The sequence below is a fragment of the Chryseobacterium cucumeris genome (assembly GCF_001593385.1).
In the GTDB taxonomy this organism is placed as follows: Bacteria; Bacteroidota; Bacteroidia; order Flavobacteriales; family Weeksellaceae; genus Chryseobacterium; species Chryseobacterium cucumeris.
Genome location: NZ_LUVZ01000012.1, coordinates 617130 through 641112, shown reverse-complemented (window position 1 = coordinate 641112; position 23983 = coordinate 617130). Strand labels below are relative to the sequence as shown.

Sequence of the window (23983 nt, the reverse complement as noted above, 5' to 3'; positions counted from 1 at the left end):
TCTTATAAATCTTGTCCTACAACATACTGCAGGTTTTCGTAGTATTGGTTCAATTCTTTTTTAGTATCCAGGATGATCATTTTATTTCCGATGTAGGTATCCAGAAAATCCATATACTCAAGCATACTGATATTTCTTAGTCTGAAATTTTTCTCGTGGCTTACTAACAAGCCGTCCAGAGTAGATTCGTAATTGCCATCAATCTCTTCTGAAACCTGCTGTGTTCTGATATAATTTCTGAAAACAGAGACAATTTCATTCTCAGATTTCAGTACATTTTTACGGGTCTCCAGTTTGCTTTTCTCAATCTCAAGCCTTGCTTCCTGGATATTCCCTTTATTACGGTCGAAAATGGGAAGATCCATCGAAACCCCTAATCCTATAAAGTCTTTCATGATATTTCCTCCACGGTCGTATCCTATAGAAACGGCAACGTCAGGAGTTTTCATGGCATTTTGAAGTTCCAGGTTTTTTGCAGCATGTTTCTCTTTATTTTTCGAGATCATAATATCGGGGCGGTTTTCTTTTGCCTTGTCTATCCATTGGCTCACTTCCAACTCAGAAAGTTGTTTTTCAGGCATCACAAATGAATCTGTTATCACCAGGTAAGATTGAGAAGGCAGCATCAATAAGGCTTTAAGCTCTACCTGCTGATCTTCGATTTCCTGTTTTAATGAAATCAGCTTCTTCTTGAATTCAATTTCCTGTGCTTTTAAGCGGACATATTCAGCTTTACTGATATTCCCGAGGTTTAATTGATTATTGTAGGATTTCGTTAATTTCTCAATGGAAGTAATTTGCCCTTGATAGATTTTTTGCTGTTCCTGATTATAAAGAATTTCGGTAATGGTATTTCTGAGTGTTTTTTTAAGTTCACGTAAAACTTCCTGTAACTCATACTTCTCTCCTTCCACTTCTATTTTCTGGAGCTCAATATTTTTTCGCCTTTTACCCGCAGTCTGAATCACCTGTTCTATTTCCGCAGAAATCTGAGTATTTTTTCCCCAGTTTCCGATCAATGCCGGCTGTTCTTCTATGTCATAAGTTCTCCATAGATTGACTTCACTGATACTCAATGTAGGGTTAGGCCAGTATTTAGCCTGAACAGCTCTTGCTTCTGCTTGTGAAATTTCAAGCTTCTGAGCAATAAGGTCAAGGTTTTTAGCCAAAAAGATAGTTTCAGCTTCCTTTCTTCCAACTTTCAGGGTATCTGAAATCTGTGCTGAAAAGAAACTGAAACAATGAATATAAAATAGGGTAAAAAATAGCTTCTTCAAGGGTCTCTTATTTTAAGACCACAAAGCTATTTGTCTAAGATTAGAGGGAATTGTAAAGAAAATTAAAATTCGGTTAGTTCAACATTAGAGTTTGATTAGAACTTTTTTAAAACACGAAAAACACAAATCTTTTCACAAATAACACGATTACGAATGGGAAGGAAATTCCAGGAGAACATTGGTTCCCACATTGACCATAGAATCAATTTTCATCACTATATGATGATGGTCAAAAATACTTTTTGAAAGCGATAAACCAATTCCGCTGCCTTTTACAGTATCTACATTTTTTCCTCTGTAGAAAGTCTCAGATATTTTCACAAGATCATCAGCCGGAATTCCTCTTCCTTCATCTCTGACATCGATATATAAATGATTGCCCTTTTCTGATAAGGTAATCACTACAGGTTTATCAAAGGAATATTTGATCGCGTTTTCTACAATATTATATAATGCCAAATACAGCAGAGTTTCATTTCCGGGAAATTCCAGCAAAGCAGGTTTCGTTACCTTAAGCTGTATTTTAATGGATGAATGGCCTTCCTTTGCTTTGGGTTCTAATTTCTCATAAATCTTCCAGACCAGTTCATCCACTCTCATCGGTTTGTGAGAAGACTCAAGCTTTGTCATTCCGGACATCAGTAAAAGATTGTTGAGAATATTTTCAATCTCATATACATTTTCCAATGACTCTTTAGCCACTTCCCTGTATTCTTCCGGTGTACGGTCTTTTTGGGCAAACACCTCCAGATTTCCAGAAATCGCTGCTAAAGGTGTTTTGAATTCATGGGAAACATAATTGATAAAGTTCTGCTGCAAGAGTACATTTTCAGAGATTCTGCCCAACAGTTTATTATAGGACTTTATCAAATCTTCAATCTCGTCATTGGTATTGGTAGAAGTAATAATTGCCGTAGAAATGTTATTATACTCTACTTTATTGATCCGTTCTACTACATTGGAGATAGGTTTATAAACTACTTTAGAAAGGTATCTGCTCAGAAAATAGATTGCGAGAAGCCCGATCAACAATACGGAAAGCATGATAATAGCAAGCCTCAGAATCTGCGACTGGAAAGAATCGTTGGAAGACTTCACAAAAACCACAAAGTCACCTTGGTTATCAGGATAAAAAATTCCGTAGTAGAATTGATTATCAGACATAAACTGTATTCCTTTGTTTTTTCGGACAGCCTGCAAATGGGAAAGTTTTATATTCTTATCGTTCAGGTTATGTCCAAAGGTAACTTCATTATTCTGATTATAAACCGCTACCCTGTTATTCTGAATCAGATGGTTGTATTCTTTTTTAATCTGGGCATGTCGGTCTTTCGGGAGTTCATCCTTTTCAAGATAATAAATAGCAGAGATAAGAGCCGTATTTCTGAGCTTTTCAAAATAGAAAATCTTGGTACTGTCATAATAGGCAAAAAATATCACCGCAGATGTGATGATAGAAACGATGCCAAATGAGAGGCTTGAAATAAGGGTAAATCTACTTCTTAGCGTCATCTTCAGTCTTTGATCAAATATCCGGTTCCTTTTACGGTATGAATAATTTTCTGTTCTGTCTCATCAATCTTATTACGGACATAGGAAATATAAACATCCACTACATTCGTTGTATTATCGAAATCAATTCCCCATACCTTATGTAAAATCTGGGTTCTGCTCAACACTTTATTTTTATTCTCCATCAGAAAAGTAAACAGTTTGTATTCCGTAGGGGAAAATTCTATTTCCTTATCATTCTGAGTTACTTTATGAAGATCTGTATCAATCACAATATTTCCGCATGATAAATATTGATCCTCCTTTTGGTAGCTCATTTTATTTCTTCTGGTTAAAGCTTTAATCCTTGAAATCAATTCTTCAAAATGGAAGGGTTTGGATAAATAATCATCAGCACCCATATCAAGCATTTTGATTTTATCATCAGGACTGTTCAGGGCACTTAAAACCAAAATCGGAGTATAGTTTCCTTTAAATCTGATGATCTGAGTAAGCTGCATTCCATCCAGTCCGGGAAGCATGATGTCCATTAAAATAATATCAAAATCATAGGTATGAAGAAGTTCGCGTGCCTTTTCCCCGGAATCTGCCAGGGTTGTATTATAGCCAGCCTCGGAAAGGCCTTTTATCAGGAAATTACTGATTCTTTGATCATCTTCTACCAGCAAAATATTCATAAGTCTCTGAAATTTCCCATAAATATAGGTATTCTAATTCAGAAAGAAAGCTGGGGGCCGGAAGCGAGAGGTAATGGAATTTTATAAAGCGATTGTTTCCATTTTATTTCCCTTTAAAAAACATTGAATTTAATTGTAAAAAAAGTCAGTTCTTATCTGTCCAAAAGGAACTTCCAACATCCCGCTTCCAGCTTCCGACCTTTTTTCATAATTTTGGAAGATGGAGATGATATATTTAATTATTGGATTGATTGCCGGTGGTGTACTGGGCGCTGTTATACTATATTTTGTACTGAAATCATCAATGGTTTCAAGAAGTTCTTATGATGTACTGAACACTTTATCCATTAAAACCCAATCTGATCTTGAAAATTCAAACCAGAAAATTCAGGAGCTTAATCAAATCATCAGTAAAGAGAAAGAAGCCAATATGCTGCAGCAGGATCTATTGGATGACCTTAAAAATGAATTTTCTAAAATCTCTGCCGAATATTCATCCTTAAATCTTCAGTTTCAGGAGTTAAAACAAATCAATCAGAGACAGACTTCTCAGATAGAAACTCACATTCTTGAAAAACAGACTCTTTATGCTAAAAACTCTGAACTTTCTGCCAAAAATGAAGGTCTTCAACAATCTCTTGACACCCAGAAAGAAGAAATTGTTAAAATTCAGGAAGATTCTAAACTTCAGTTTGAAAATCTTGCCAATAAAATTTTAGAAGAAAAAACTGAAAAGTTTACTACCTTGAATCAAAATAACTTAAAAAATATCCTTGAACCTTTTCAGGAGAAAATCGCGGATTTAAAAAATAGAGTCAACGAAGCTTACGAAAAGGAAAATAAAGAACGTTTCTCCCTTGCAGAAAAGGTGAAAGAACTGGCAGAACTGAACCAGCAGATTTCCGAAGATGCCAAAAAACTAACCCGTGCCCTGAAAGGAGAAAGCAAAACTCAGGGAAACTGGGGCGAGATGATTCTGGAAAGTATTCTTGAAAAATCAGGATTGGTAAAAGGAAGAGAATATTTTCTCGAACATGAATTGCGCGATGAAGACAATAAAGCTTTATTTTCTGAATTCTCCGGAAAGAAAATGCGTCCTGATGCTGTTGTAAAATACCCGGATGAAAGAAATGTCATCATTGATTCTAAAGTATCTCTGACTGCTTTCACAGAATTGGTTGACGAAAATGATGCTGATGTTTACGCCATAAAACTGAGCCAACACCTTGGATCTATCAAAAACCATATTAATCAACTCAGTCAAAAAGCATACGATGATTACGGTAAATCACTGGATTTTGTGATGATGTTTATTCCGAGTGAACCGGCTTATATTGCGGCAATGCAGGCAGACCAGAACCTTTGGAACTATGCCTATGAAAGAAGAATCCTTCTGCTTAATCCAAGCAATCTGATCACTTCTCTTAAGCTGATTGCCGATCTTTGGAAACGCGAATATCAAAACCGAAATTCTATTGAAATTGCTGATCGAGGAGCCAGACTTTATGACAAATTCGTAGGTTTTGTAGAAAACCTGGAAAAAGTAGGCAGAAATCTGGATCAGGCGAAAAACGTATTCAATGATGCCTACAAACAGCTTCATACCGGAAATGACAACCTGGTGATCCAGACTCAGAAATTAAAATCATTAGGCATTAAAAATAAAAAAGAGCTGCCACAAAGTCTTATTGACAACGGCAATTTTATTGAAACATCAGAAAGCTAAATCTGGATTTTATGTTTTCATTTACAGCACATCCATACCCCAATTCCGAATCTTTCAAAGAAATTTTTGTTTCTTCACTGGGAGCAGGAGCTGCTGTTTATTTGTTTCTGATTATTTTTCAGCCTTTTGGTACGGAAAACTTTCAGCATCCCTATAAATTTGTATTACTTTTTCCCTATTGCATAATCTTTGGAACTGCATTTTTAATGGCTAATCTTATAACTTCCCGTTTCAGCAACTGGAATATTGGTTCGGAACTCTTAAAAATAACTTTCATTCTATGTACGGGTTCTATTCTATCCTACTTTTACAATTCATTATTCTTGAGCCATGTAAAACTGGATATAGTCAATTACTTTTATATGTTCCTGTATACTTTGGCTATCGGAATTCCTATTTCTATCATCTATATTTTATCACGGTATATCTATTTAAAGACTATTCATGAAAAGAAAGCCCACGACATTTCTCAACACCTTCCCGTTTCGCCTCCTGCACAACGACAAAATCTGTTAAAAATATCAGCCCAGAATACCGAGCTTGTCATGAATAAAAAAGATTTTCTTTGCGTTCAGTCTATGGAAAACTATTGTACATTTTACTTTTTAGAAAACAACAGCTTAAAAAAAGCATTGATCAGAATAAGTTTAACCAATGTTTTACAACAAATCGAAACAAGTTCTGTCAAAAAATGCCACCGTTCTTATATTGTCAATCTTGGAAAGGTAAAGAAACTCAAAGGAAATGCTCAGGGTTATAAATTAGTTCTTCCCGAAATCGATTTTGAAATTCCTGTTTCAAGAAGTTTTATTCCTTCAGTTATTCCTCAATTGCAACAGCAGCATTCATAATTTTTGTCATTCGTCACTATTCTTTGTCATTGATCACATTAACTTGAAAGCATTGATTTAAAGCTACATTTTTGCTCAAAATTAACAGACATGAGTAAAAACATCCGCTTCTTTTCCATCTTTATTCTAGGGTTTACAGCCTATTATTTCTTCGATTCTCTCTTTTTTAAAACCATACAGACTTTCTCAAAATATCTGTTTCACAGTAAAGCAATAGCCCATATAATTGCTTATTCGGTAACATTAATTCCATTGATAGTCACGTTAAAAATTCTGTTACCTCAAAGAAATATCCTTGATCTGTTCTCATTAAACAAACCCATTATCAAAGGATTTGTGTTAGCACTTACAGGAACTACTCCTATGCTCATTGGATACCTGATTCATTTTAAACCAATCTCAAAAATAAATTTTGAATCTTTGTTTATCAATACTCTTTCATCAGCATTTTTTGAAGAGATTATTTTCAGGGCTTTTCTTATTGGAATACTATACAGATTTACACGACTTGGATTTTTATCATCCGCATTATCAGGATCTTTACTTTTTGCACAGGTACATTTGTATCAAAGCCAAAACTTAATAGAACTTGCCGAAATATTTACCATTACATTTTTAGGGTCAATATTCTTTGCCTGGGCATATTTTGAATCAGAGTATAACTTATGGACCGCCATTTTCCTTCATTTTTTTATGAATTTGTACTGGGAAATTTTTAATATTTCGGAAAACGTTTCCGGAAATTTCTATGGAAACCTCTATAAATTGTTATCCATTGTCGTCTTGATCTTAGTCATTATCTATTATAATAGAAAAAATAAAATTCCAATGGAGATGACTTGGAAAAACCTTTTTATTAAAACCAGAGAAGTTCAATCATAAATTTTGCATAATTTTGCAGCATGTTGATAGAAAGTTTTCAAAACGATAAAATAAAAAATGTCACTAAGCTTCTTACTGACAACAGGTTTCGTAAAAAATCAAAAGTTTTTGTAGTAGAAGGACAGCAGGAAAATGAAAGAGCCATACAGTATGATTTTGAGCCGCTGGAGTTCTTTATCTCTGAAAATATCTTTAAAGGAACTCTTCCCGATGGAAAAATCCATTATGTAAGTGAGAAGGTATATGAAAAAATCGCTTACAGAGGAAGTTCCGAAGGAATTATCGGCATTTACCATATCAAAGAAAATTCACTTTCATCATTTGTTCCTAAAAAAGATTCTACGGTAATTATTGTTGAAGGTGTAGAAAAACCGGGAAATCTTGGCGCTATTTTAAGAAGCTGTGAGGCATTTGGTATTGATGCCCTGATTGTTGCTGACGGGAAAACCGATTTCTACAACCCTAATGTGATCAGATCCAGTGTAGGATGCCTGTTCGGAATGGAAGTCTATCAGGCTGAAAATACGGAAACATTGGAATTCCTGCAGAAAAACAGTTTCAATATCTACACTACGCTGATGGACGAAAGTGCTGAAGACCTTTATAAGAGAGATTTCAGACAGCGTTCTGCCGTATTATTCGGGACGGAACATTCCGGATTGAGTGATTTCTGGATTGGAAAAGGAAAAAACACTTTAATTCCGATGGCAGGAAGTATTGATTCTTTAAACCTGAGTAATGCAGTAGCTATTACCTGCTATGAATCTTTGAAACAGAAGAAGGGATAAGCTATTCCTGATCTGATTTTGATATGAAAGAGATTGCTTCGCCTTTAGCTCGCAATGACTAAGCATAAAAAAACCGTTTCACTGGGTGAAACGGTTCTTTTATTGTTAAGCGTATGCTAGAATTATTTCTTAGCAGCATCTTTAGCAGCATCAGCAGCTCCTTTAGCAGCATCAGCAGCACCTTTAGCAGCGTCAGCAGCACCTTTAGCAGCATCTTTAGCAACTTCAGCACCAGCAGCAGTAGTAGCAGCAGCAGCATCTTTAGTAGCTTCTACAGCAGTAGTTGCAGCAGAATCAACAACTTTAGCAGCTGAATCAGAAACTACAGCAGCAGAATCAGCTACAGTAGCAGCAGCAGAATCAGTTGTACCTTCAGTAGCAGTAGCTTCAGTTTTTTTACAAGCAACTAGAGAGATTGCAGCGATAGCAGCTACGAATAATGACTTTTTCATAATAAATTAAATTTAATTTTGTTAATATTGTTTTATAAAATTTTCTTCTGTTCTGTTATTTGAACAAGACAAAGGTAGAGCAGTTAGAAAATTTGTCTATGAAAAATAATTGTAATACCTTTGTAAAATAGTTTTACAAAAAAACATAGCTGATAATCAACAATTTAATTATTTTTTGAAAAATTGACAGATTTAGATCTATTACACTTTGAACAGCTAAAAAAGGATGTTCAGGGTCAATACTTAAAAGAATATACCCCTTCGCAGGATGACATATCCAAGTGGAAGGGTATAGATATTATATATTTTCAGGAAGACCTTCGAAAAAAAGCGAAAGGAAACATCAGTGAAAAGTCATTTTACACTTATTTTAAAACTTCACCGGTTACTAAACTACCAAGAATAGACATGCTCAATTTATTGAGCATTTATGCGGGTTACAACTCATGGTACGATTTCAAGAAACAGCATCTTTTTGCGGGTGAATTACTTCAGGAAAATGAAAATTTTGAAGACGAAGATCTCGAAGAACTTGAAAAAACAGTTTCTGAAGCTCCTGAACTTCCAAAAATTGAACTTCAACCTAAAAAAGTTGAAATCAGGACCCCAGAAAATACTGATTTACAAAAATCGAATACTGAAAATCAACAAATTACACAAAACAAATCAATAACAAATGAGATAGAAATTTCAGATGTTCCGCCTAAGAAAAATTTCTTCAAAAAGAATGCCTGGGCACTTGTTACTTCAGTTTTGATTACGATTACCGGTCTTTTAGGTTTTAAAGATGTACTTTTTTCAAAAACTTATAAATATTGTTTCATTGATAAGGACAGAGGTGTTTCTGTGATCAATACTTTAGAAATAATGGTAGTGAAGGAAAATGAATCTCCGTTGATGTATAAAATAAAACCAGGCGAATGTTTTTATTATTCTACCAAGGATAAAAATTTAAAAATGCGAATCAGTGCTCCTTTCTATGAGCCTCTGGAAGTGAACAGAAATCTTGAAAATGCCCCTGAAGAAGAAAAAATAGAACTAAAGCCGGATGATTATAAGATGGCTGTCTATTATTTCTCTATAAAAGACATCAAAGGAGGAAATCCGGATGAGCAGGTTGCTCTTATCAAGCAAAAAAGAAATCAGCTTGAAAACCTGATCAGCAACAATGCAGTAATTTATCAGGTATATGATAATGATACTTATGGCATTGAAAGACTGGATAAGCAGAAGTATATCACGCTGGTAACGACTCCAACGACCTCTCTGAAAAACCTGAATGTAATAGAAATGAAAAAGGATACCAAAGGTAAAATTGTATCCATCAAATTTAAAATTGCTACCACAGATGAAAAGAATAAGTAATTTTTTAATTTTCACCGTGCTTCTGACTTTATTTATTGCATGTAATAATAAAACATCAGAGGTGAGCGACCTCGATAAACTACGAAACAGCAACAATGAAAAAAGCTATCCTGCCGTACAGATGGATAGTATGCAGGCGATTAATTCCATCACCAAGCAGAAAGTTCAGGAGCTTCTTGATCTGTCTACCTTATATCTCAGCGGAAACAGAAATACAGAAATAGATACCGTGATTTATTCACAAATGGAAAGCTATTTCCACAAACCGGATTCTCTGACGTTTAAAAGGCTGCTGAAAGAACTGGACAGCATGAAAGCAAAAACAGCTAAAGTGAGTAACCTGAATGTCTATAAAGAATTTTATAAAAAAGATACATTAGACTACGCCAAGTTCAATGTGGAATACTTTGATAATAAAAATAAGTCTTTAGGGAGCTTTGAAAAGAATGCACAGTATATTCTGCTTTCAACTTCCAAACTTAAAAAAGAATTTAAATTTTACTTTTTAGATTTTTATTCCAAACCGCTTAAGAAAGACAGCACTTCAGTAGCAGTAACCAAATAGTCCAGGGGAATATCGTTTTCCCAGACATCATCCACATATTCATCGGGGTCAAAGTAATTGACTCCGATTTTTTTGGTCTCCTCAGATATACTTTGAAACAAGCTATCATAAAATCCTTTACCATAGCCTACTCTATTCCCTTTTTTGTCGCAATACAACAAAGGCGTAATCACATAATGAAAGTATTTTTCGCCAGAATCTTCATTGGAAACAGGTTCTGAGATCCCCAAATTGTTGGTTTCAAAAACAGTATCTTCAGAAATCTCAATATTAATAAGCTTATCCCCAACAATTTTAGGAACATAAACACGGATGTTGTGCGCTAAAAAATATTGAATGAAGATTTGGGTATCAATTTCTTTCCTTGCCGGAATCGGGATAAAAACGTGTACTTTTTCTGATTCTTTTGGCTTAAAATATTGAATGAAATTTTCAAAAATCTTCTCAGATAATAGAAAAGCCTCATCTGGAGACAAGGCTTTCCTTTTTTGGGTATATTTTTTTCTAAGCTCAGCTTTCAGCATAATGATCAAGTAATTCTTACAGAAATAATTTTCACAGGACAGGCGTTGGCGGCTCTCTCCAAATATTCAAACGCTTCGTGGTCTGGTGTTTTTAACGTGTAGAAGCCTTTTTTATCAATCGTCTTAAGCAATACTGATTTACCATCTTTTTTAGACATTCTAAAATATTCCGGAGCAAATTCGACACAGTAATTACAACCAATACATTTATCTCTCTGAAGTGTAGCAATGACCATTACGCTTTAACAATTTTATATAATTTGTCACTTGGCCGTACACGGAACTTCGTAGGGAAAGTAATCACATCAGACTTTGTTGCCTTGTCTGCCCCAGCCTTCTCATCAACGATCATACTTTCAATGACCATTTCCTGTGATCCTGTAGTGGGTCCCTGTATAAGGACACTGTCTCCTACAGAAATATCATAGGCCTCAACCACAAATTCTGCGATATTGGATTTCGGATAAAAATGCCTTCCTTTTCCAATATAGACTTTCTTTTGTGTTGCACTGGAACCGGAGTTTGAAGACCAGTCACCCAGCTCCTGGCCAAGATAATATCCACTCCAGAAGCCTCTGTTGTATACGGTCTCCAGAAGTTTCATCCATTCATCCACTTTTTCCTGAGAAAACGTTCCTTCGGCAATACTGTCAATTGCTTCTCTATAACATTTTGTAACTGTTGCTACATATTCAGGAGCCCTTCCTCTTCCTTCTATCTTCAAGACTTTCACACCGGCATCCACAATCTGATTCAGGAAACCAATCGTACAAAGGTCTTTGGGAGACATCATATATTCGTTATCAAGTTCAATTTCAAAACCTGACTCCTGATCAATCACAGTATATTTTTTCCGGCAGTTCTGTTTACAGGCCCCTCTGTTTGCTGAAGAATTATGGGAATGCAGGCTCAGATAACATTTCCCGGATACTGCCATACATAAGGCACCATGCCCGAAAATCTCCACTTCAACAAGATGACCGGAAGGTCCTTTTACCTGATCTTTTTCAATCTGAGTACAGATTTTTTTGATCTGGCTGATACTTAATTCACGGCTCATCACCATGGTATCAGCAAAAAGAGCATAGAATTTTAAGGTTTCAATATTGGTTATATTAATCTGGGTGGAAATATGCACCTCCATACCAATTTGCCTTGCATAAGAAATTACAGCCTGGTCCATTGCAATCACTGCTGTAAGACCGACCTCCTTCGCTTTATCTAAAAGTGTTCTGACGATAGAAAGATCATGATCATAGATGATGGTGTTAAGGGTCAGATACGTTCTTACTCCTTTTTCAGCACATCTTCTGACGATTTCCGGCAGATCATTAATGGTGAAGTTCATTGTTGCTCTTGCACGCATGTTGAGTTGTTCAACACCAAAATAGACAGAATCTGCACCGTTATCTATAGCTGCCTGAAGTGATATGAAATCTCCTGCAGGAGACATCAGTTCTATTTTTCCGCTTTTTGTCATTTCAAGTCTGGAATTATTAAGTTGTTAAAACAGAAATAATTGTATTGACAGCTATGAATTATGCATTTTGCACAATTCTGTACAATTTATCAGACAAACGAACTCTGAATGGCAGCGCAAAAGTAATCTGATCTCCAATGTTTGCCGTTTCACAAGGCCCTCCGTTAGCATAGATTTCAGTAATGGTGACTTCCTGCTCTCCCGTTGTAGGACCTGAGATCAATACTTTATCACCCACTGATAAATCCTTATGTTCAATTAAAAACTGTGCAATCTTTGATTTTGAGTAGTAATGTTCTGCCTTTCCAATCAATTCTTTTTTAACAGCAATCTTCTGACGGATATTTTTTGTCTCAGCTTTTGCTAAAGGCTTATCAGTTAAATCTCCTGAGTTTTTAAATTTCAGGGCATCTGATTTTCCTTTTCTGAATACTTTATTTCCAACCTGTAATCCCTTTCTCAGTTTCACCTGTTCATCCCACGGCAAATGAATGGTCTCCAGACATTCCGTAGAACAGCAGTTTTCCATCGCAGCTTTACAGTCGTCGCATTGGATAAACAACAAATGACAGGCATCATTGGCACAATTGGTATGATTATCACAAGGTTTTCCACACTGGTGGCATTGTGCAATAATATCATCTGTAATTCTCTCCCCTAGTCGGTGGTCAAATACAAAGTTTTTACCAATGAATTTACTTTTTATTCCTTCTTCTTTGATCTGGCGTGTATATTCAATGATACCTCCTTCCAATTGATAAACATTTTTGAAACCCTGGTGTTTGAAGTACGCACTGGCTTTTTCACAACGGATTCCTCCGGTACAGTACATCAACAGGTTTTTATCTTCTTTAAAATCCTGTAGCTGTTCATTGATGATGGGTAAACTTTCTCTGAAATTTTCCACATCCGGAGTAATGGCACCTTCAAAATGCCCTACTTCACTTTCGTAGTGATTTCTGAAATCTACAACAATGGTATTGGGATCTTCCAGCATATTATTGAATTCCTGAGCTTTTAAGTGAATTCCTTTATTGGTCACATCAAAAGTTTCGTCATTCAAACCGTCAGCAACAATTTTGCTTCTGACTTTTATGGTTAATTTTAAAAATGAGTAATTGTCCTGGTCTACCGCTACATTCAAACGGATTCCTTTCATGAAGTCATAAACTTCGAGCGTATCACGAAAAGCCTCAAACTGATCTGCAGGAACACTCATCTGAGCATTAATTCCTTCTGTAGCAACATAAATACGGCCAAGAGCATCAAGGGCATTCCAGGCTATAAATAGTTCGTCGCGAAATTTTTTGGGGTCTTCGATTTTGGCATACGCATAGAAAGACAAGGTAAGACGGTCTTTACCGGCTTCATCAATAAGTTGAGCTCTTTCTTCTGCGCTTAAGGTGTTATACAGTTGCATGCTATAAACGTTTTAAGTGAGAATAAAAATTTTTGCAAAGATAATCATTTTAGAATTAAGTATATTTATGACACCAATCACGAACAATAATCAGTAACCTGCCAGCAATGAAAATCAGATCACTATGTATGATAAGTCTGCCATATTTTCTTTAATTTTTTTTTAAGTTTTGTTAACTGTGACATTAACAATTATGACATAAGGCACAAAATCATATAATAGCCGTTAAATTTTAGTTAAAATTGAAACATAGCATACTAATTGCTTACTTATTTAACATTAAATTTGTTTACTCAAAAACATAAAAAGAAAATTAATTAATAAACAAGAAAGATATACAATGAAGAGTACTTTAAAAAAACTATTACCATTTGCAGTAGTTGGAGTCCTTTCCGGAGCTACTACCGTTGGAGCTTTACAATATTTCGGACACGGCTCCAACAATGGAGATCAATCTTATTTCACAACAGCAGCACCCAATACTTCATTCGCAGGAATGAATACGGGAGCAGTAGGTGATGATTTTGTAAAGGCGGCTAAAACAACCGTTCCCGCTGTAGTAACTATTAAAAATTATCAAAGCAGAACATCAAGCAGAGCTTCAGAGCAGGATTTGTTTGACTTTTTCTTCGGAGATCCTTTCGGTGGAAGAGGCCAGCAGAGACAAAAGCAGCAGGTTCCTGATAATATGCCATCGGGAATGGGTTCAGGGGTAATCATCTCTCCGGACGGTTATATCATTTCCAACAACCACGTGGTAGCAGGTGCCAATAAGCTGGAAGTTGTACTAAGCAACAAGAAATCATATATCGCAACATTGGTAGGAACAGACCCTAATACAGATATCTCTTTATTAAAGATTGAAGAAAAAGGGCTTCCTTATCTGAATTTTGCGAATTCTGACAATATTGATGTAGGACAATGGGTTCTTGCAGTAGGAAATCCATTAGGATTAAACTCTACGGTAACAGCAGGTATTGTTTCTGCTAAAGGAAGAGGTATCGGAATCCTGGGAAGCCAGGGAAAAGCCGCGAACCCTATTGAAAGCTTCATCCAGACGGATGCTGCTATTAACCCGGGTAACTCAGGAGGTGCTTTGGTAAATACCAATGGAGAACTTATCGGGATCAATTCTGCGATTCAGTCTACCACAGGATATTACCAGGGATACGGATTTGCCGTTCCTTCTAACCTGGCGAGAAAAATTGTTGAGGATATCAAGAAATTCGGAATTGTACAGAGAGGATTCCTTGGAGTTCAGTCTTTAGATCTTTCAAATGATCAGTTAGTAGCATCTTACAACAAGCAGTTTAAAACAAATCTGAAAGTAGGTTCAGGAATTTATGTTACAGGATTTGGTGAAAACAGCGGTGCTGAAGATGCAGGATTGAAAAAAGGAGATGTAATCACTAAAGTAGACAACTACGACATCACAGATTTTGCCGATCTTTCCATGTCTATCGGAAGCAAACGTCCTGGTGATAAAGTTCAGGTAACGTATTCAAGAAATGGTAAAGAAGGCACTACTACTGTCACACTGAGAGACCAAAAAGGAGGTACTTCTACCAGAACAAAAGCAGATCTTACCGTAACTGAAAAAATCGGAGCTGAATTTGACCCTCTTACAGAGCGTTTCAAAACAGAATACGGACTGAACAGTGGTGTAGTAGCTAAAAACGTTTCTGAGGGCAGTGAAATGGCTAAAATCGGAATCGTAGATAACTACATCATCATTGAAGTCAATGGTAAACCGGTCAATTCACAGAAAGATGTAGAAAAGATCCTTGAGAAATATCAGGGGAATGTACAGGTAAAATTCGTAGATGATTACGGAAGAATTTATACCAAAGGATTCAAAATGCCTTAATTGAATTTCTTTGATTTCACATTAAAAATTTAACCATTCTTGCTTAAGAATGGTTTTTTTATGAAAAAAATACGTTAACTAAGCCAAATGCAGAAACTAACACAAGCCATATAAAACACTGATTAACACACTTCTATTTTTTATATATTTGAAAAAACAAAAGTGCATGAAAAAAGCTACCTATGAGGATAGAGAAAAAGTCGTTACTATTTTATGCCAGGCTTTCATAAATGTTCTTATTCCTAATCCTATCAATTTTGTCATAAAGAATTCTGGCAACAGATATAAGAGATTGAAAGCATTAATGGAGTTTCAATTTGATTTATCAATGCTAAATGGAAGCATATTTCTCAGCGACGATCACAAAGCGTGCATTTTATACTTAGACAAATTCCCGATCAGTTTAAAAAAAATCTGGCTTGAAATAAAATTGCTGTTCAATTGTATTGGAATTGAAAATATCTTTAAAGTTTTACAACGAGAAAAACTCTTAGCAAAATTTCATCCGGAAGAAAAATTTGTTCATTTATGGTTAATGGCTGTAGTTCCTGGTGAACAGGGAAAAGGAATTGGAACAAAACTTTTAAAAGAATCTATGAGTAAATATGAGAACGAACTCATATATGTTGAAACAACAACATTAGAAAACAGAACCTTCTATCAACAAAATGGATTTACCATTTTCCATGAAACCTTTGAGCTGGATTATCCCCTTTATTTTTTGAAATATGTTTAATATGGAAATCTACTAACTCTTTTCAACAAAAAACGCTGCAGAATCTGCAGCGTTTTTTTATTATTTATTTAGACTTATTCATTTTGTCAGCGATACTTTTCTTTTTATTTCTTTCGTAGATAACTTCTACAATCTTACCTCCAATCCAGGAAAACGGAAAGAACGTAAGGAAAATGGAAATCTTATAAAACGTAGGATGATATGGAAAAATAATAACATCCAGCATAGCAATAAAAAGCATAATAAAGCCAATCAGAATAGCATAGGCTACTTTAGCATATTTAACAATGATAGCGGTTGCCACTCCCCCGATTGTAGTCCCTAATCCGGAAATAAACAAAAGGAAGCCGAAAAACGCCTTATCATCTTTCATGCTGAAAAGAAACCTTTGCCAATGCTCAAACGGAGCAAAAGCCTCAAAAGTTACCCATTGCGGAAAAGCCCTTATACCAAGAGTAATAATAAGTCCTGTAATACCAAGACCTATCAAAACCGCAATTGTATTTCTTATAAAGTTCATTAATCCTGATGTGCAATCATAGAAATTTCGATATCCACATTTTTAGGCAAACATGAAACCTGTACTGTTTCACGAGCTGGATAGCTTTCTGAATCTAAGTAAGATGCATAGATATCATTCATTACAGCAAAATCATCCATACTCTTAAGGAAGATAGTAGCTTTTACAACATTTTTGAAAGTCATGCCGGCTTCAGTAAGAATCGCTTCAAGGTTTTTCATTACCTGGTGCGTTTCCTTTTCAATACCTTCTACCAATTTACCAGTTGCAGGATCTACAGGAATCTGTCCGGAGATATACAAAACTCCGTTGGCAATATTAGCTTGTGAATAAGGTCCGATAGCTGCAGGTGCATTAACTGTGTTGATTATTTGTTTCATAGCGGATATTTATTTTTTTCTATGGTTATATGCAATCACTATCTGCAATATTTGTTGGTATTTGAATTCTGCCAACAGTGATTTTCATTAGAATTTATTTTGCTTGCAAATATAAAATTTATATTGTCAAATGCCAATCTGATATTAGAAAGGTGCATTAGGCTGGGTAAAGCTTCTGTCTTTGTACTTCAATGCATCACTTAAAATATTGGCTTTGATACCGATAAAGAAGTCATACACTTTATACTGACCAAACGGAACCCAGTTGAAATTGATGGTAAAACTTCGCTGATCTCTTGAAAAACCAATTCTTGTATATGCCAATTCTTTAGTCACCATGTCATAATGCGTACTTCCGTTGATATTCCAGTAAGGAGTTAGTTTGATACTTCCATCCAAACCTAGGGATGCAATTTTATTACCAAACCTGCTCAAGCCTTTAGAGTACGCATAATTGGCACTGATATTTAAAGTCCATGCCTGATCAAAATGAGCATAATGATCATCATCAAAATAGTAATTTTCATTTCGGACTTCTCCCTTCGAGGAATACTTTTTAGCATAATCTGTTTTTTCTCCAAAGATCTCGCTGCTTAAAGGATAAGATAACTGAACGTTGAACCCCTGTACACTGAAGTGTCCGAACTGCTCTGTTCTGATTCCTGTATCCTGTCCTGGTAAGAACTCAATTTTATAAGGTTCCAGTGCAAGGCTGGTATTTACTGTCAGTTTATTATTGAAAAATGAAGATTGTCCGTTGATTGAAAATACAGACCAGGGATGATCTTTAGCGGCAAAGTTGTAGCTTCCTGCAAGGTTTAAAGATTCAAAAATTTTGATTTTCTTTACCCCTGTAGAATCACTCTTAGACTTTACTTTCATCTCAATATTGTTACCAATATTGAAACCTAAGGCTCCCTGCATTCCACTTGACGGGCTTCCGATAATTCCTTTTTCAAAAATAGAATATGGCGTCAACGCTCCGTTTGCATTATAATAGTTTCTGTAATATCCGAAGTTAGGACTTGAAAAGTCTGGTGAATAAGTAAAGCTCAAACTTGGAGTCATCATATGTCTCACCGCTTCTACCGTAGATCCTTTTTTGAATTTCATCATTCCGAAAAGTGTGGTCTGAAGACTGGCAGAAGTAGAGAAAGTAGAGTATCCTGTAAAGTTTTTATTGATTTCGTCAACCGTTACATTTTTTACCGGATCATAATATCTGTTCAACGTTTTTGTTGTCAAAGCATTGTCGATATTGGCACTTAAACTGAAAGTGAAATATTTTGCCAATGTTGTATTGGTTGCTAATGCGATATTGTTTTTAAGTCCTGTCTGCATTTTATCCCACATTTCTTTTTTAAACAACTCATTCTCCTGAGTGTTTACGAAATTGGTAAGGTTGAAGCCGGTATTTACCGTAATATTTTCAAGAAGCCCTTGTCTGATTCCTGTTTTTGATTTAAATAAATAGAACTGATTGATGGCCACGTTCATCTGTGGAAGACGAAGATCTGCCAATCCTGTGGCAAAGTTCTGGGAATAGGAAGCCGTTCCTGTAATCGTCATCGGCAGTTTCAGGAATCTTTTGGTAAGGGTTACCGTAGAGTTCTGCTGGGTATTCAATACATTCTGATTGAAAATGTAATTGTTATTCAACGGGTTATTATAGAACTTGGTACTTACAATATCTACAGAAGCACTGAATGTAAGGAAAGGGTTGGCTTTAGAATCCTGCGAGTGTGTCCAGTTGATTCTGTAGGTACTGTTTTTAGTATAATCATCCAAACCTTTAATTCCTCTTACCATGGTACCAATATCTGCAGTAAAGTTTCCTGAGTAACGGTATTTTTTCTGGTAATTCACCTGAGGGCGTAAGTTCCAGCTTCCTTTTGTATAAATATCTGCTAAAACTTTAAGGTCGAAGTGCTCTCCAATGGGTTGGTAATATCCTATCCCGTTCAGGAAGAAACCTACATCTTCCCTTTCCCCGAAACTCGGAATCAGAATACCTGCAGCTCTTTTATCTGAAAAAGGTAAAATAGCAAATGGAAGGTAAAGTGGTGTAGGCACCTGCTCAATAAACATCTGAATAGGACCTGTAACGATCTGGGATTTTGTTTTGGTTTTAATCAGCTTAATATTATAAGCTCTCATAAAATAATCTGCTGCCGTATCTTTTTTCTTGATAAAATAATCATCCGTTGTATAATCCGCTTTTCTCATTGCAAATACGGAATCATTATATTTTTTAGTCTTCTGAGCTATAATTACGCCTTCACTTTCTTCTGTTCTTGCATTGAAGGCAATGGCCTGTTTTGTTTTTGTATTATAGCTGAACTCATTGGTTTCGTATTTTTTCCCGGCCTGCGTCGTAATTACAGGTTCTACAATTTTCCCTAAAGAATCCTGTTTTCCTCGCGCATAGATCAGATTTTTGTTATCATCAATAGAGATATAATCTGCATCAATCTGCATATCCTGATATTTTACCTGAGCATTTTTGTTCAGGAATGTCATCTTTTTAGGGACATCTCTTCTCTGATCATCTGCTTTTGTACGAAGAACATCATTTAAAGGTTCTTTTTTTACAACTATGGTATCCTTTTTGGAAATAGTATCATTAACCGCATTTTTAGGCAATTTTTCAGGAGTTTTCTGTGCTAAAAAATTGTTAAAAATTAGGATAATTAAAATTTGTAATATATTTTTGAAGACGGTTTTGGCCAATTTTATACTATATAATTAAGGCCCAAAATTAATATAATTTTTATAACTGTAAGATGCACAAACAAAATTTTAAAATAATTTTATCATTTCTCCTTATCCTAACCAGCAACTTTATTTTCTCTCAAAAGAAGTTTACTATCGTTCTGGATGCGGGACACGGAGGAAGTGATCATGGAGCCAACAGGACATATTCCGACATTGGAAGAGTCGCAGAAAAAGACATTACACTTGCCATTACCTTAAAAGTAGGTGCCATGTTAGAGAAAAACAGAGATTTCAAAGTAATATATACCCGTAAAATTGACGAATACCCTTCTCTGTCTGACAGAACCAATCTGGCTAACAGGAGCAAAGCAGATCTTTTTGTATCCATTCACTGTAACTCTTCCCAGAGACCTACAGCGTATGGAACAGAAACATATGTACAGGGACCTAACCAGAATAATGAAAACCTGGAAGTAGCCAAAAGGGAAAATGACGTGATCTTCCTGGATGAAAAAGATAAGCAGATCTTTGGTTCTTACAATCCGGACTCACCGGAGTCATTAATTGCTCTGAAACTTCAGCAAAGTAAATATCTCGAATCAAGTCTTCTTTTGGGAGGATTGGTAGAAGATAATTTTGTGAATAAAGATAAAAGATCATCAAGAGGTGTATTTCAGAAAAACCTTCACGTTCTCCGTATGAATGCCATGCCATCCGTACTGATAGAAACAGGGTTCATCAATCATCCTGAGGAAAGCCACTACATCGCCTCAGACAAAGGACAGACTGAAATTGCAGAAAGTATCTACAATGCTATTATTGATTATAAAAAGGCGATTGACAGAAAATCCGGCGGTTCTATTGCAACAAGAAAACCAGAGCCAGAAAAACCTGCAGAGGTTCCTTTGAAAAATGATTTCAGAATTCTATTAATGAGTTCTCCTACGAAATACAATGAAAATGATCCTGCCCTGAAAGGCCTGAACTATATTCTTACGCTTAAAGAAAACGGGCAGTACAAATATTACTATGCTGTAACCAATATGGCTTCGGTAAAAGATATTAATCTTAAAACAGCGAAAGATGCAGGTTTCAGAAATGCATTTGCTGTAGGATTTATGCCGAATCAGAGAATCAGCATGGGATATTATACGATTGAAGTATATGCAGGTGATAAACTGAATGGTAATTCTTATATTCTTCAGAATTTAAAAGATGTGGAACGAAATAAGGACAATGGTGTATTTTACTACACCTACGGAAAAGTATACACATTGGAAGATGCTGTAAAACTTCAAAAGGAACTTGAAGCTAAAGGTATCAAAAATACCGTGATACAAAAGGTCTACAAATAAATCAAAAAAAATAATTTTGAAGTTTAAAAGTTAATTCCTACTTTTGCAACCTCAAAATTTGGCCTATTCGTCTAGTGGTCAGGACTCAAGATTTTCATTCTTGCAACAGGGGTTCGATTCCCCTATAGGCTACCAAACTACATCACTCAATCCCTGATCAATGCAATGTTCAGGGATTTTTTTATTCCAAAATTCAACGGAATCTCCACAAGTTTTAAAAGGACTCTTGTACACACTTTGTACAGGGCGAATTCCATAATCTTTCTTCATCCCTTTTAAAGATTCTTTAGGGCAATAGTTTCATTTTTTTCCAATATCCACAAAAGCAAACTTTGATGGCCCCATATTACATTTCTCATTTCAAAAACCATTTTGAGCAAATAAAAACTCAAAATCACGAAAAAGGGTAATTGAAATGATTCTGATTATAACTGAAATTTGTACTCATGCATAATCTAATTATTGTACAAACTGAACACCGTTGTAAAAATTGAGCATCAAATTAAGTATAGGAGTAGAGAATTGACATTCATATATACAGTCGTAAAAACTAATTAAAAACATATGAAACTATCCAATCTAAAATTCATAGCAGAGACTGAAAAAAGATTTTCAAAATTGAGTCTTCCTCATGCTAAAGCAACAATTGAATCACCAACATGGTTAAGTGAGAAAGTTATTATTAACGAAAGATTAGATCATCTTGTTTCAAATCGCTTTGAACCTTTCAATCTTGCAAGGGAAAGAATCTTGAAGAAAAATGATTTAATGAGTATAAATTATTTACAATTGGGTTTTTTAGCATCAAATCCTGTATGCAGAATTCACATAAAGAATATAAGTGGTGATAACATAGGTTTTGGAACTGGTTTTTTAATATCTCCCAATCTCTTGCTCACAAACAATCATGTATTTGCCAACGAGCACGATGCCCAAAATAGTCTGGCTGAATTCAATTTTCAATACGACCAGTTTGGCGAGCCTACAGTAAGCCAGATATTCACTTTTAATGTGAGTAAATTCTTTTATACAAATGAAAGATTAGACTTTACAATTGTCTATGTAAATCCCGATTCTAAAAGCAAAATTAAACCGCTCTATCATTTTGGATTTTTAAAGCTTAGTGAAGACCCGAATAAAGCACTCGTTTCAGAATACGTGTCAATTATACAACATCCTTCAGGACAATATAAACAGATTGCTATTAGGGAAAACCAGTTAATTGCTAAAACAGAAGACTTTATAACCTATTTTACAGACACGGCACCGGGCTCTTCCGGCGCACCTGTTTATAATGATCAGTGGCAGGTTGTTGCACTGCATCATAGCGGAGTCCCCCGAAAGGACGAGCAAGGTAATTATTTATGTAAGGACGGAACCGTATTTCAAGAAAACATGGATGAGAATCTTATAGACTGGATTGCCAATGAAGGCGTCAGAATTAGTTCCATTCTGCAAAATGTTAAAAACAACATAAACAGTATACGGGCAAAATTCTCCAATAATCTGGTTGAAGAAATATTCAATAATTCAAATTCAAATTCTGATGTACAGATCTTAACAGAACAAAATCTCCATCAACCTCTATCTGACAATAAAAAATTAAATGAAATGAGCAACAAAATTACACTTAACGTACCAGTTGAAATTACAATAGGTATAGGTCTTGCAGACAACTTGGCTTTACAAAATACAACAGACAGTATTCCCACTAACCAGGATGCTAAGGAGCAATCTTTCTTTATAGAAAAAGCAACAAACCCAAATTACAAGGGCAGAAACGGATATGACGCAAACTTTGTAAGCTCAGATAATTTCAAAATTGACATCGAGGACTTATTAAAATCTCAAGGTAAAAATTTAGCACCATTATTAAACCCTACAGAGACCAATAAAAGTCTTCTGCATTATTTTAATTTTTCGATAGCCATCCATAAGAGCCGAAAGCTATGTATGATGACAGCAGTCAATATCGATGGCAATAGACTTGATCCTATAAAAAGAGAAAATACAAAATGGATAATTGATCCAAGAATGGACGAGAAATATCAAACAGGTCCAGCCGTGTATGCAGATAATGATCTGGATCGCGGACATATGGTTAGGAGATTGGATCCTGTTTGGGGGCCAAATGCAGCTGCTGCAAATGATGATACTTTTCATTTTTCAAATTCTACTCCGCAACATAAAGACCTGAACCAAAAGACCTGGTTAAGTCTTGAAAACTATATATTGGATAGTGCGGGACGGGAAGATATTAAAGTTTCTGTTTTTACAGGTCCTGTATTTAGTGAAGATGACATTCCATACAGAGGTGTTTTGCTGCCATTACAATTTTGGAAAGTGGCCGTGATGATAAAAGCAGATGGAACACCTTCCGTAAGTGGTTATATGTTAAAACAACCAGATAACATTGAAGATTTTAGGAATAAAGAAGGAATCAGAGAAGATGGTTTTGGGCAATTTAAGACTTATCAGGTTCCATTACAAAAAATTGCAGATCTTACGGGTATTGCTTTTAATGATTACAATGAATTTGATCCTTTAAACAGAGTTGATCTTCGCGAGACTCTACAAATTATTGAAATTACAGGGAAAGATGATATAAAATTATAAATTTCCTTTAATGGCTTAAAAAAGCTACTTTTAATGTGAAAATTTTGAACATCAAACTTTTTTGGAGAACAATAAAGAAGGACAATTAATTGCCCTTCTTTATTATTTAAAATAAATTTCAGGGTATTGATTTTCAACACCAAGCCTTCGTTCAGAAATATTTATAATCATTAATAGCGATGAAAAACTTTTCAAATTTTGATACTTATATTCATGAAGGAACACCCAAATTTCAGAACACTGAAAGTCTGATAATTACTGTCATTATCCTGAAA

At 35.4% G+C, this 23983-nt stretch carries 21 protein-coding genes and 1 tRNA gene; 11 read left to right on the top strand and 11 right to left on the bottom strand.

Features of this window, described 5'->3' with window-relative positions; genetic code table 11:
* Positions 1-2: 2 nt before the first annotated feature.
* The 3 genes from A1704_RS11765 to A1704_RS11755 all read right to left on the bottom strand — a co-directional run bounded on the left by A1704_RS11765 (position 3) and on the right by A1704_RS11755 (position 3466).
* Complete coding sequence (locus A1704_RS11765; protein WP_062673555.1) at positions 3-1277, bottom strand: TolC family protein; 1275 nt, start codon at positions 1275-1277, stop codon at positions 3-5.
* A gap of 147 nt (positions 1278-1424) precedes the next feature.
* Entirely contained in the window at positions 1425-2789 is a 1365-nt protein-coding gene (locus tag A1704_RS11760; RefSeq protein WP_062673553.1) for a sensor histidine kinase, read from the bottom strand.
* A gap of 2 nt (positions 2790-2791) precedes the next feature.
* The gene (locus tag A1704_RS11755; protein WP_062673551.1) at positions 2792-3466 is read right to left on the bottom strand and encodes a response regulator transcription factor; all 675 of its coding nucleotides are present in this window, start codon (positions 3464-3466) and stop codon (positions 2792-2794) included.
* A gap of 220 nt (positions 3467-3686) precedes the next feature.
* Between A1704_RS11755 and rmuC the strand changes: the two genes are divergently transcribed.
* The 4 genes from rmuC (at position 3687) to A1704_RS11735 (ending at position 7713) form a co-directional block, all read left to right on the top strand.
* The gene (rmuC, locus tag A1704_RS11750) at positions 3687-5192 is read left to right on the top strand and encodes a DNA recombination protein RmuC (RefSeq protein WP_062673549.1); all 1506 of its coding nucleotides are present in this window, start codon (positions 3687-3689) and stop codon (positions 5190-5192) included.
* An 11-nt stretch (positions 5193-5203) separates the two neighbouring features.
* The gene (locus A1704_RS11745) at positions 5204-6043 is read left to right on the top strand and encodes a LytTR family DNA-binding domain-containing protein (protein ID WP_062673547.1); all 840 of its coding nucleotides are present in this window, start codon (positions 5204-5206) and stop codon (positions 6041-6043) included.
* Positions 6044-6133: 90 nt separating this feature from the next.
* A complete protein-coding gene (locus A1704_RS11740; protein ID WP_062673545.1) occupies positions 6134-6925 on the top strand; it encodes a CPBP family intramembrane glutamic endopeptidase in 792 nt (263 codons plus the stop codon).
* A gap of 20 nt (positions 6926-6945) precedes the next feature.
* Positions 6946-7713, top strand: a complete 768-nt coding sequence (locus A1704_RS11735; RefSeq protein ID WP_062673543.1) for a TrmH family RNA methyltransferase — start codon at positions 6946-6948, stop codon at positions 7711-7713.
* A 122-nt stretch (positions 7714-7835) separates the two neighbouring features.
* Here A1704_RS11735 and A1704_RS11730 read toward each other — a convergent pair whose 3' ends face one another.
* Complete coding sequence (locus A1704_RS11730) at positions 7836-8165, bottom strand: hypothetical protein (RefSeq protein ID WP_034694620.1); 330 nt, start codon at positions 8163-8165, stop codon at positions 7836-7838.
* Positions 8166-8348: 183 nt separating this feature from the next.
* On the opposite strand from A1704_RS11730, the gene A1704_RS11725 reads away from it, so the two are divergent.
* Both A1704_RS11725 and A1704_RS11720 read left to right on the top strand, forming a co-directional pair.
* A complete protein-coding gene (locus tag A1704_RS11725; protein WP_062673541.1) occupies positions 8349-9530 on the top strand; it encodes a hypothetical protein in 1182 nt (393 codons plus the stop codon).
* Positions 9514-10095, top strand: a complete 582-nt coding sequence (locus A1704_RS11720; protein WP_062673539.1) for a hypothetical protein — start codon at positions 9514-9516, stop codon at positions 10093-10095. The genes A1704_RS11725 and A1704_RS11720 overlap by 17 nt, the downstream gene beginning before the upstream one ends.
* Here A1704_RS11720 and A1704_RS11715 read toward each other — a convergent pair.
* Genes A1704_RS11715 through trhO form a run of 4 tightly spaced genes read right to left on the bottom strand, consistent with a single transcriptional unit; the run spans position 10044 to position 13519 of the window.
* Entirely contained in the window at positions 10044-10619 is a 576-nt protein-coding gene (locus tag A1704_RS11715; protein ID WP_062673537.1) for a 5-formyltetrahydrofolate cyclo-ligase, read from the bottom strand. The two genes, A1704_RS11720 and A1704_RS11715, sit on opposite strands and share 52 nt — an antisense overlap.
* 5 nt (positions 10620-10624) lie before the next feature.
* On the bottom strand, positions 10625-10855 hold the full coding sequence (locus A1704_RS11710) for a ferredoxin (protein WP_062673534.1): 231 nt from the start codon (positions 10853-10855) through the stop codon (positions 10625-10627).
* Complete coding sequence (locus A1704_RS11705; protein ID WP_062673532.1) at positions 10855-12099, bottom strand: peptidase U32 family protein; 1245 nt, start codon at positions 12097-12099, stop codon at positions 10855-10857. Before A1704_RS11705 ends, A1704_RS11710 begins: the two co-directional genes overlap by 1 nt.
* Positions 12100-12157: 58 nt before the next feature.
* A complete protein-coding gene (trhO, locus tag A1704_RS11700) occupies positions 12158-13519 on the bottom strand; it encodes an oxygen-dependent tRNA uridine(34) hydroxylase TrhO (RefSeq protein ID WP_062673530.1) in 1362 nt (453 codons plus the stop codon).
* 340 nt (positions 13520-13859) lie between these two features.
* Here trhO and A1704_RS11695 point away from each other — a divergent pair, with 340 nt between their 5' ends.
* The gene (locus A1704_RS11695) at positions 13860-15386 is read left to right on the top strand and encodes a trypsin-like peptidase domain-containing protein (protein ID WP_062673528.1); all 1527 of its coding nucleotides are present in this window, start codon (positions 13860-13862) and stop codon (positions 15384-15386) included.
* Between the two features lie 166 nt (positions 15387-15552).
* A complete protein-coding gene (locus A1704_RS11690) occupies positions 15553-16122 on the top strand; it encodes a GNAT family N-acetyltransferase (protein WP_062673525.1) in 570 nt (189 codons plus the stop codon).
* Positions 16123-16186: 64 nt separating this feature from the next.
* On the opposite strand, the gene A1704_RS11685 is transcribed toward A1704_RS11690, so the two are convergent.
* The 3 genes from A1704_RS11685 to A1704_RS11675 all read right to left on the bottom strand — a co-directional run bounded on the left by A1704_RS11685 (position 16187) and on the right by A1704_RS11675 (position 19752).
* Entirely contained in the window at positions 16187-16642 is a 456-nt protein-coding gene (locus A1704_RS11685; protein WP_062673523.1) for a hypothetical protein, read from the bottom strand.
* Positions 16642-17022, bottom strand: coding sequence for a RidA family protein (locus A1704_RS11680; protein ID WP_062673521.1), 381 nt, complete (start codon positions 17020-17022; stop codon positions 16642-16644). The genes A1704_RS11685 and A1704_RS11680 overlap by 1 nt, the downstream gene beginning before the upstream one ends.
* A gap of 144 nt (positions 17023-17166) precedes the next feature.
* Positions 17167-19752: a putative LPS assembly protein LptD gene (locus tag A1704_RS11675; RefSeq protein WP_062673519.1), complete on the bottom strand. Its 2586-nt coding sequence runs from the start codon at positions 19750-19752 to the stop codon at positions 17167-17169.
* Positions 19753-19805: 53 nt separating this feature from the next.
* Between A1704_RS11675 and A1704_RS11670 the strand changes: the two genes are divergently transcribed.
* The 3 genes from A1704_RS11670 to A1704_RS11660 all read left to right on the top strand — a co-directional run bounded on the left by A1704_RS11670 (position 19806) and on the right by A1704_RS11660 (position 23708).
* On the top strand, positions 19806-21092 hold the full coding sequence (locus A1704_RS11670) for an N-acetylmuramoyl-L-alanine amidase family protein (RefSeq protein ID WP_174525196.1): 1287 nt from the start codon (positions 19806-19808) through the stop codon (positions 21090-21092).
* 60 nt (positions 21093-21152) lie between these two features.
* Positions 21153-21227 (top strand) — tRNA-Glu (locus A1704_RS11665).
* 429 nt (positions 21228-21656) lie between these two features.
* Entirely contained in the window at positions 21657-23708 is a 2052-nt protein-coding gene (locus tag A1704_RS11660; protein WP_062673517.1) for a DNA/RNA non-specific endonuclease, read from the top strand.
* The last annotated feature ends 275 nt before the right edge of the window (positions 23709-23983 follow it).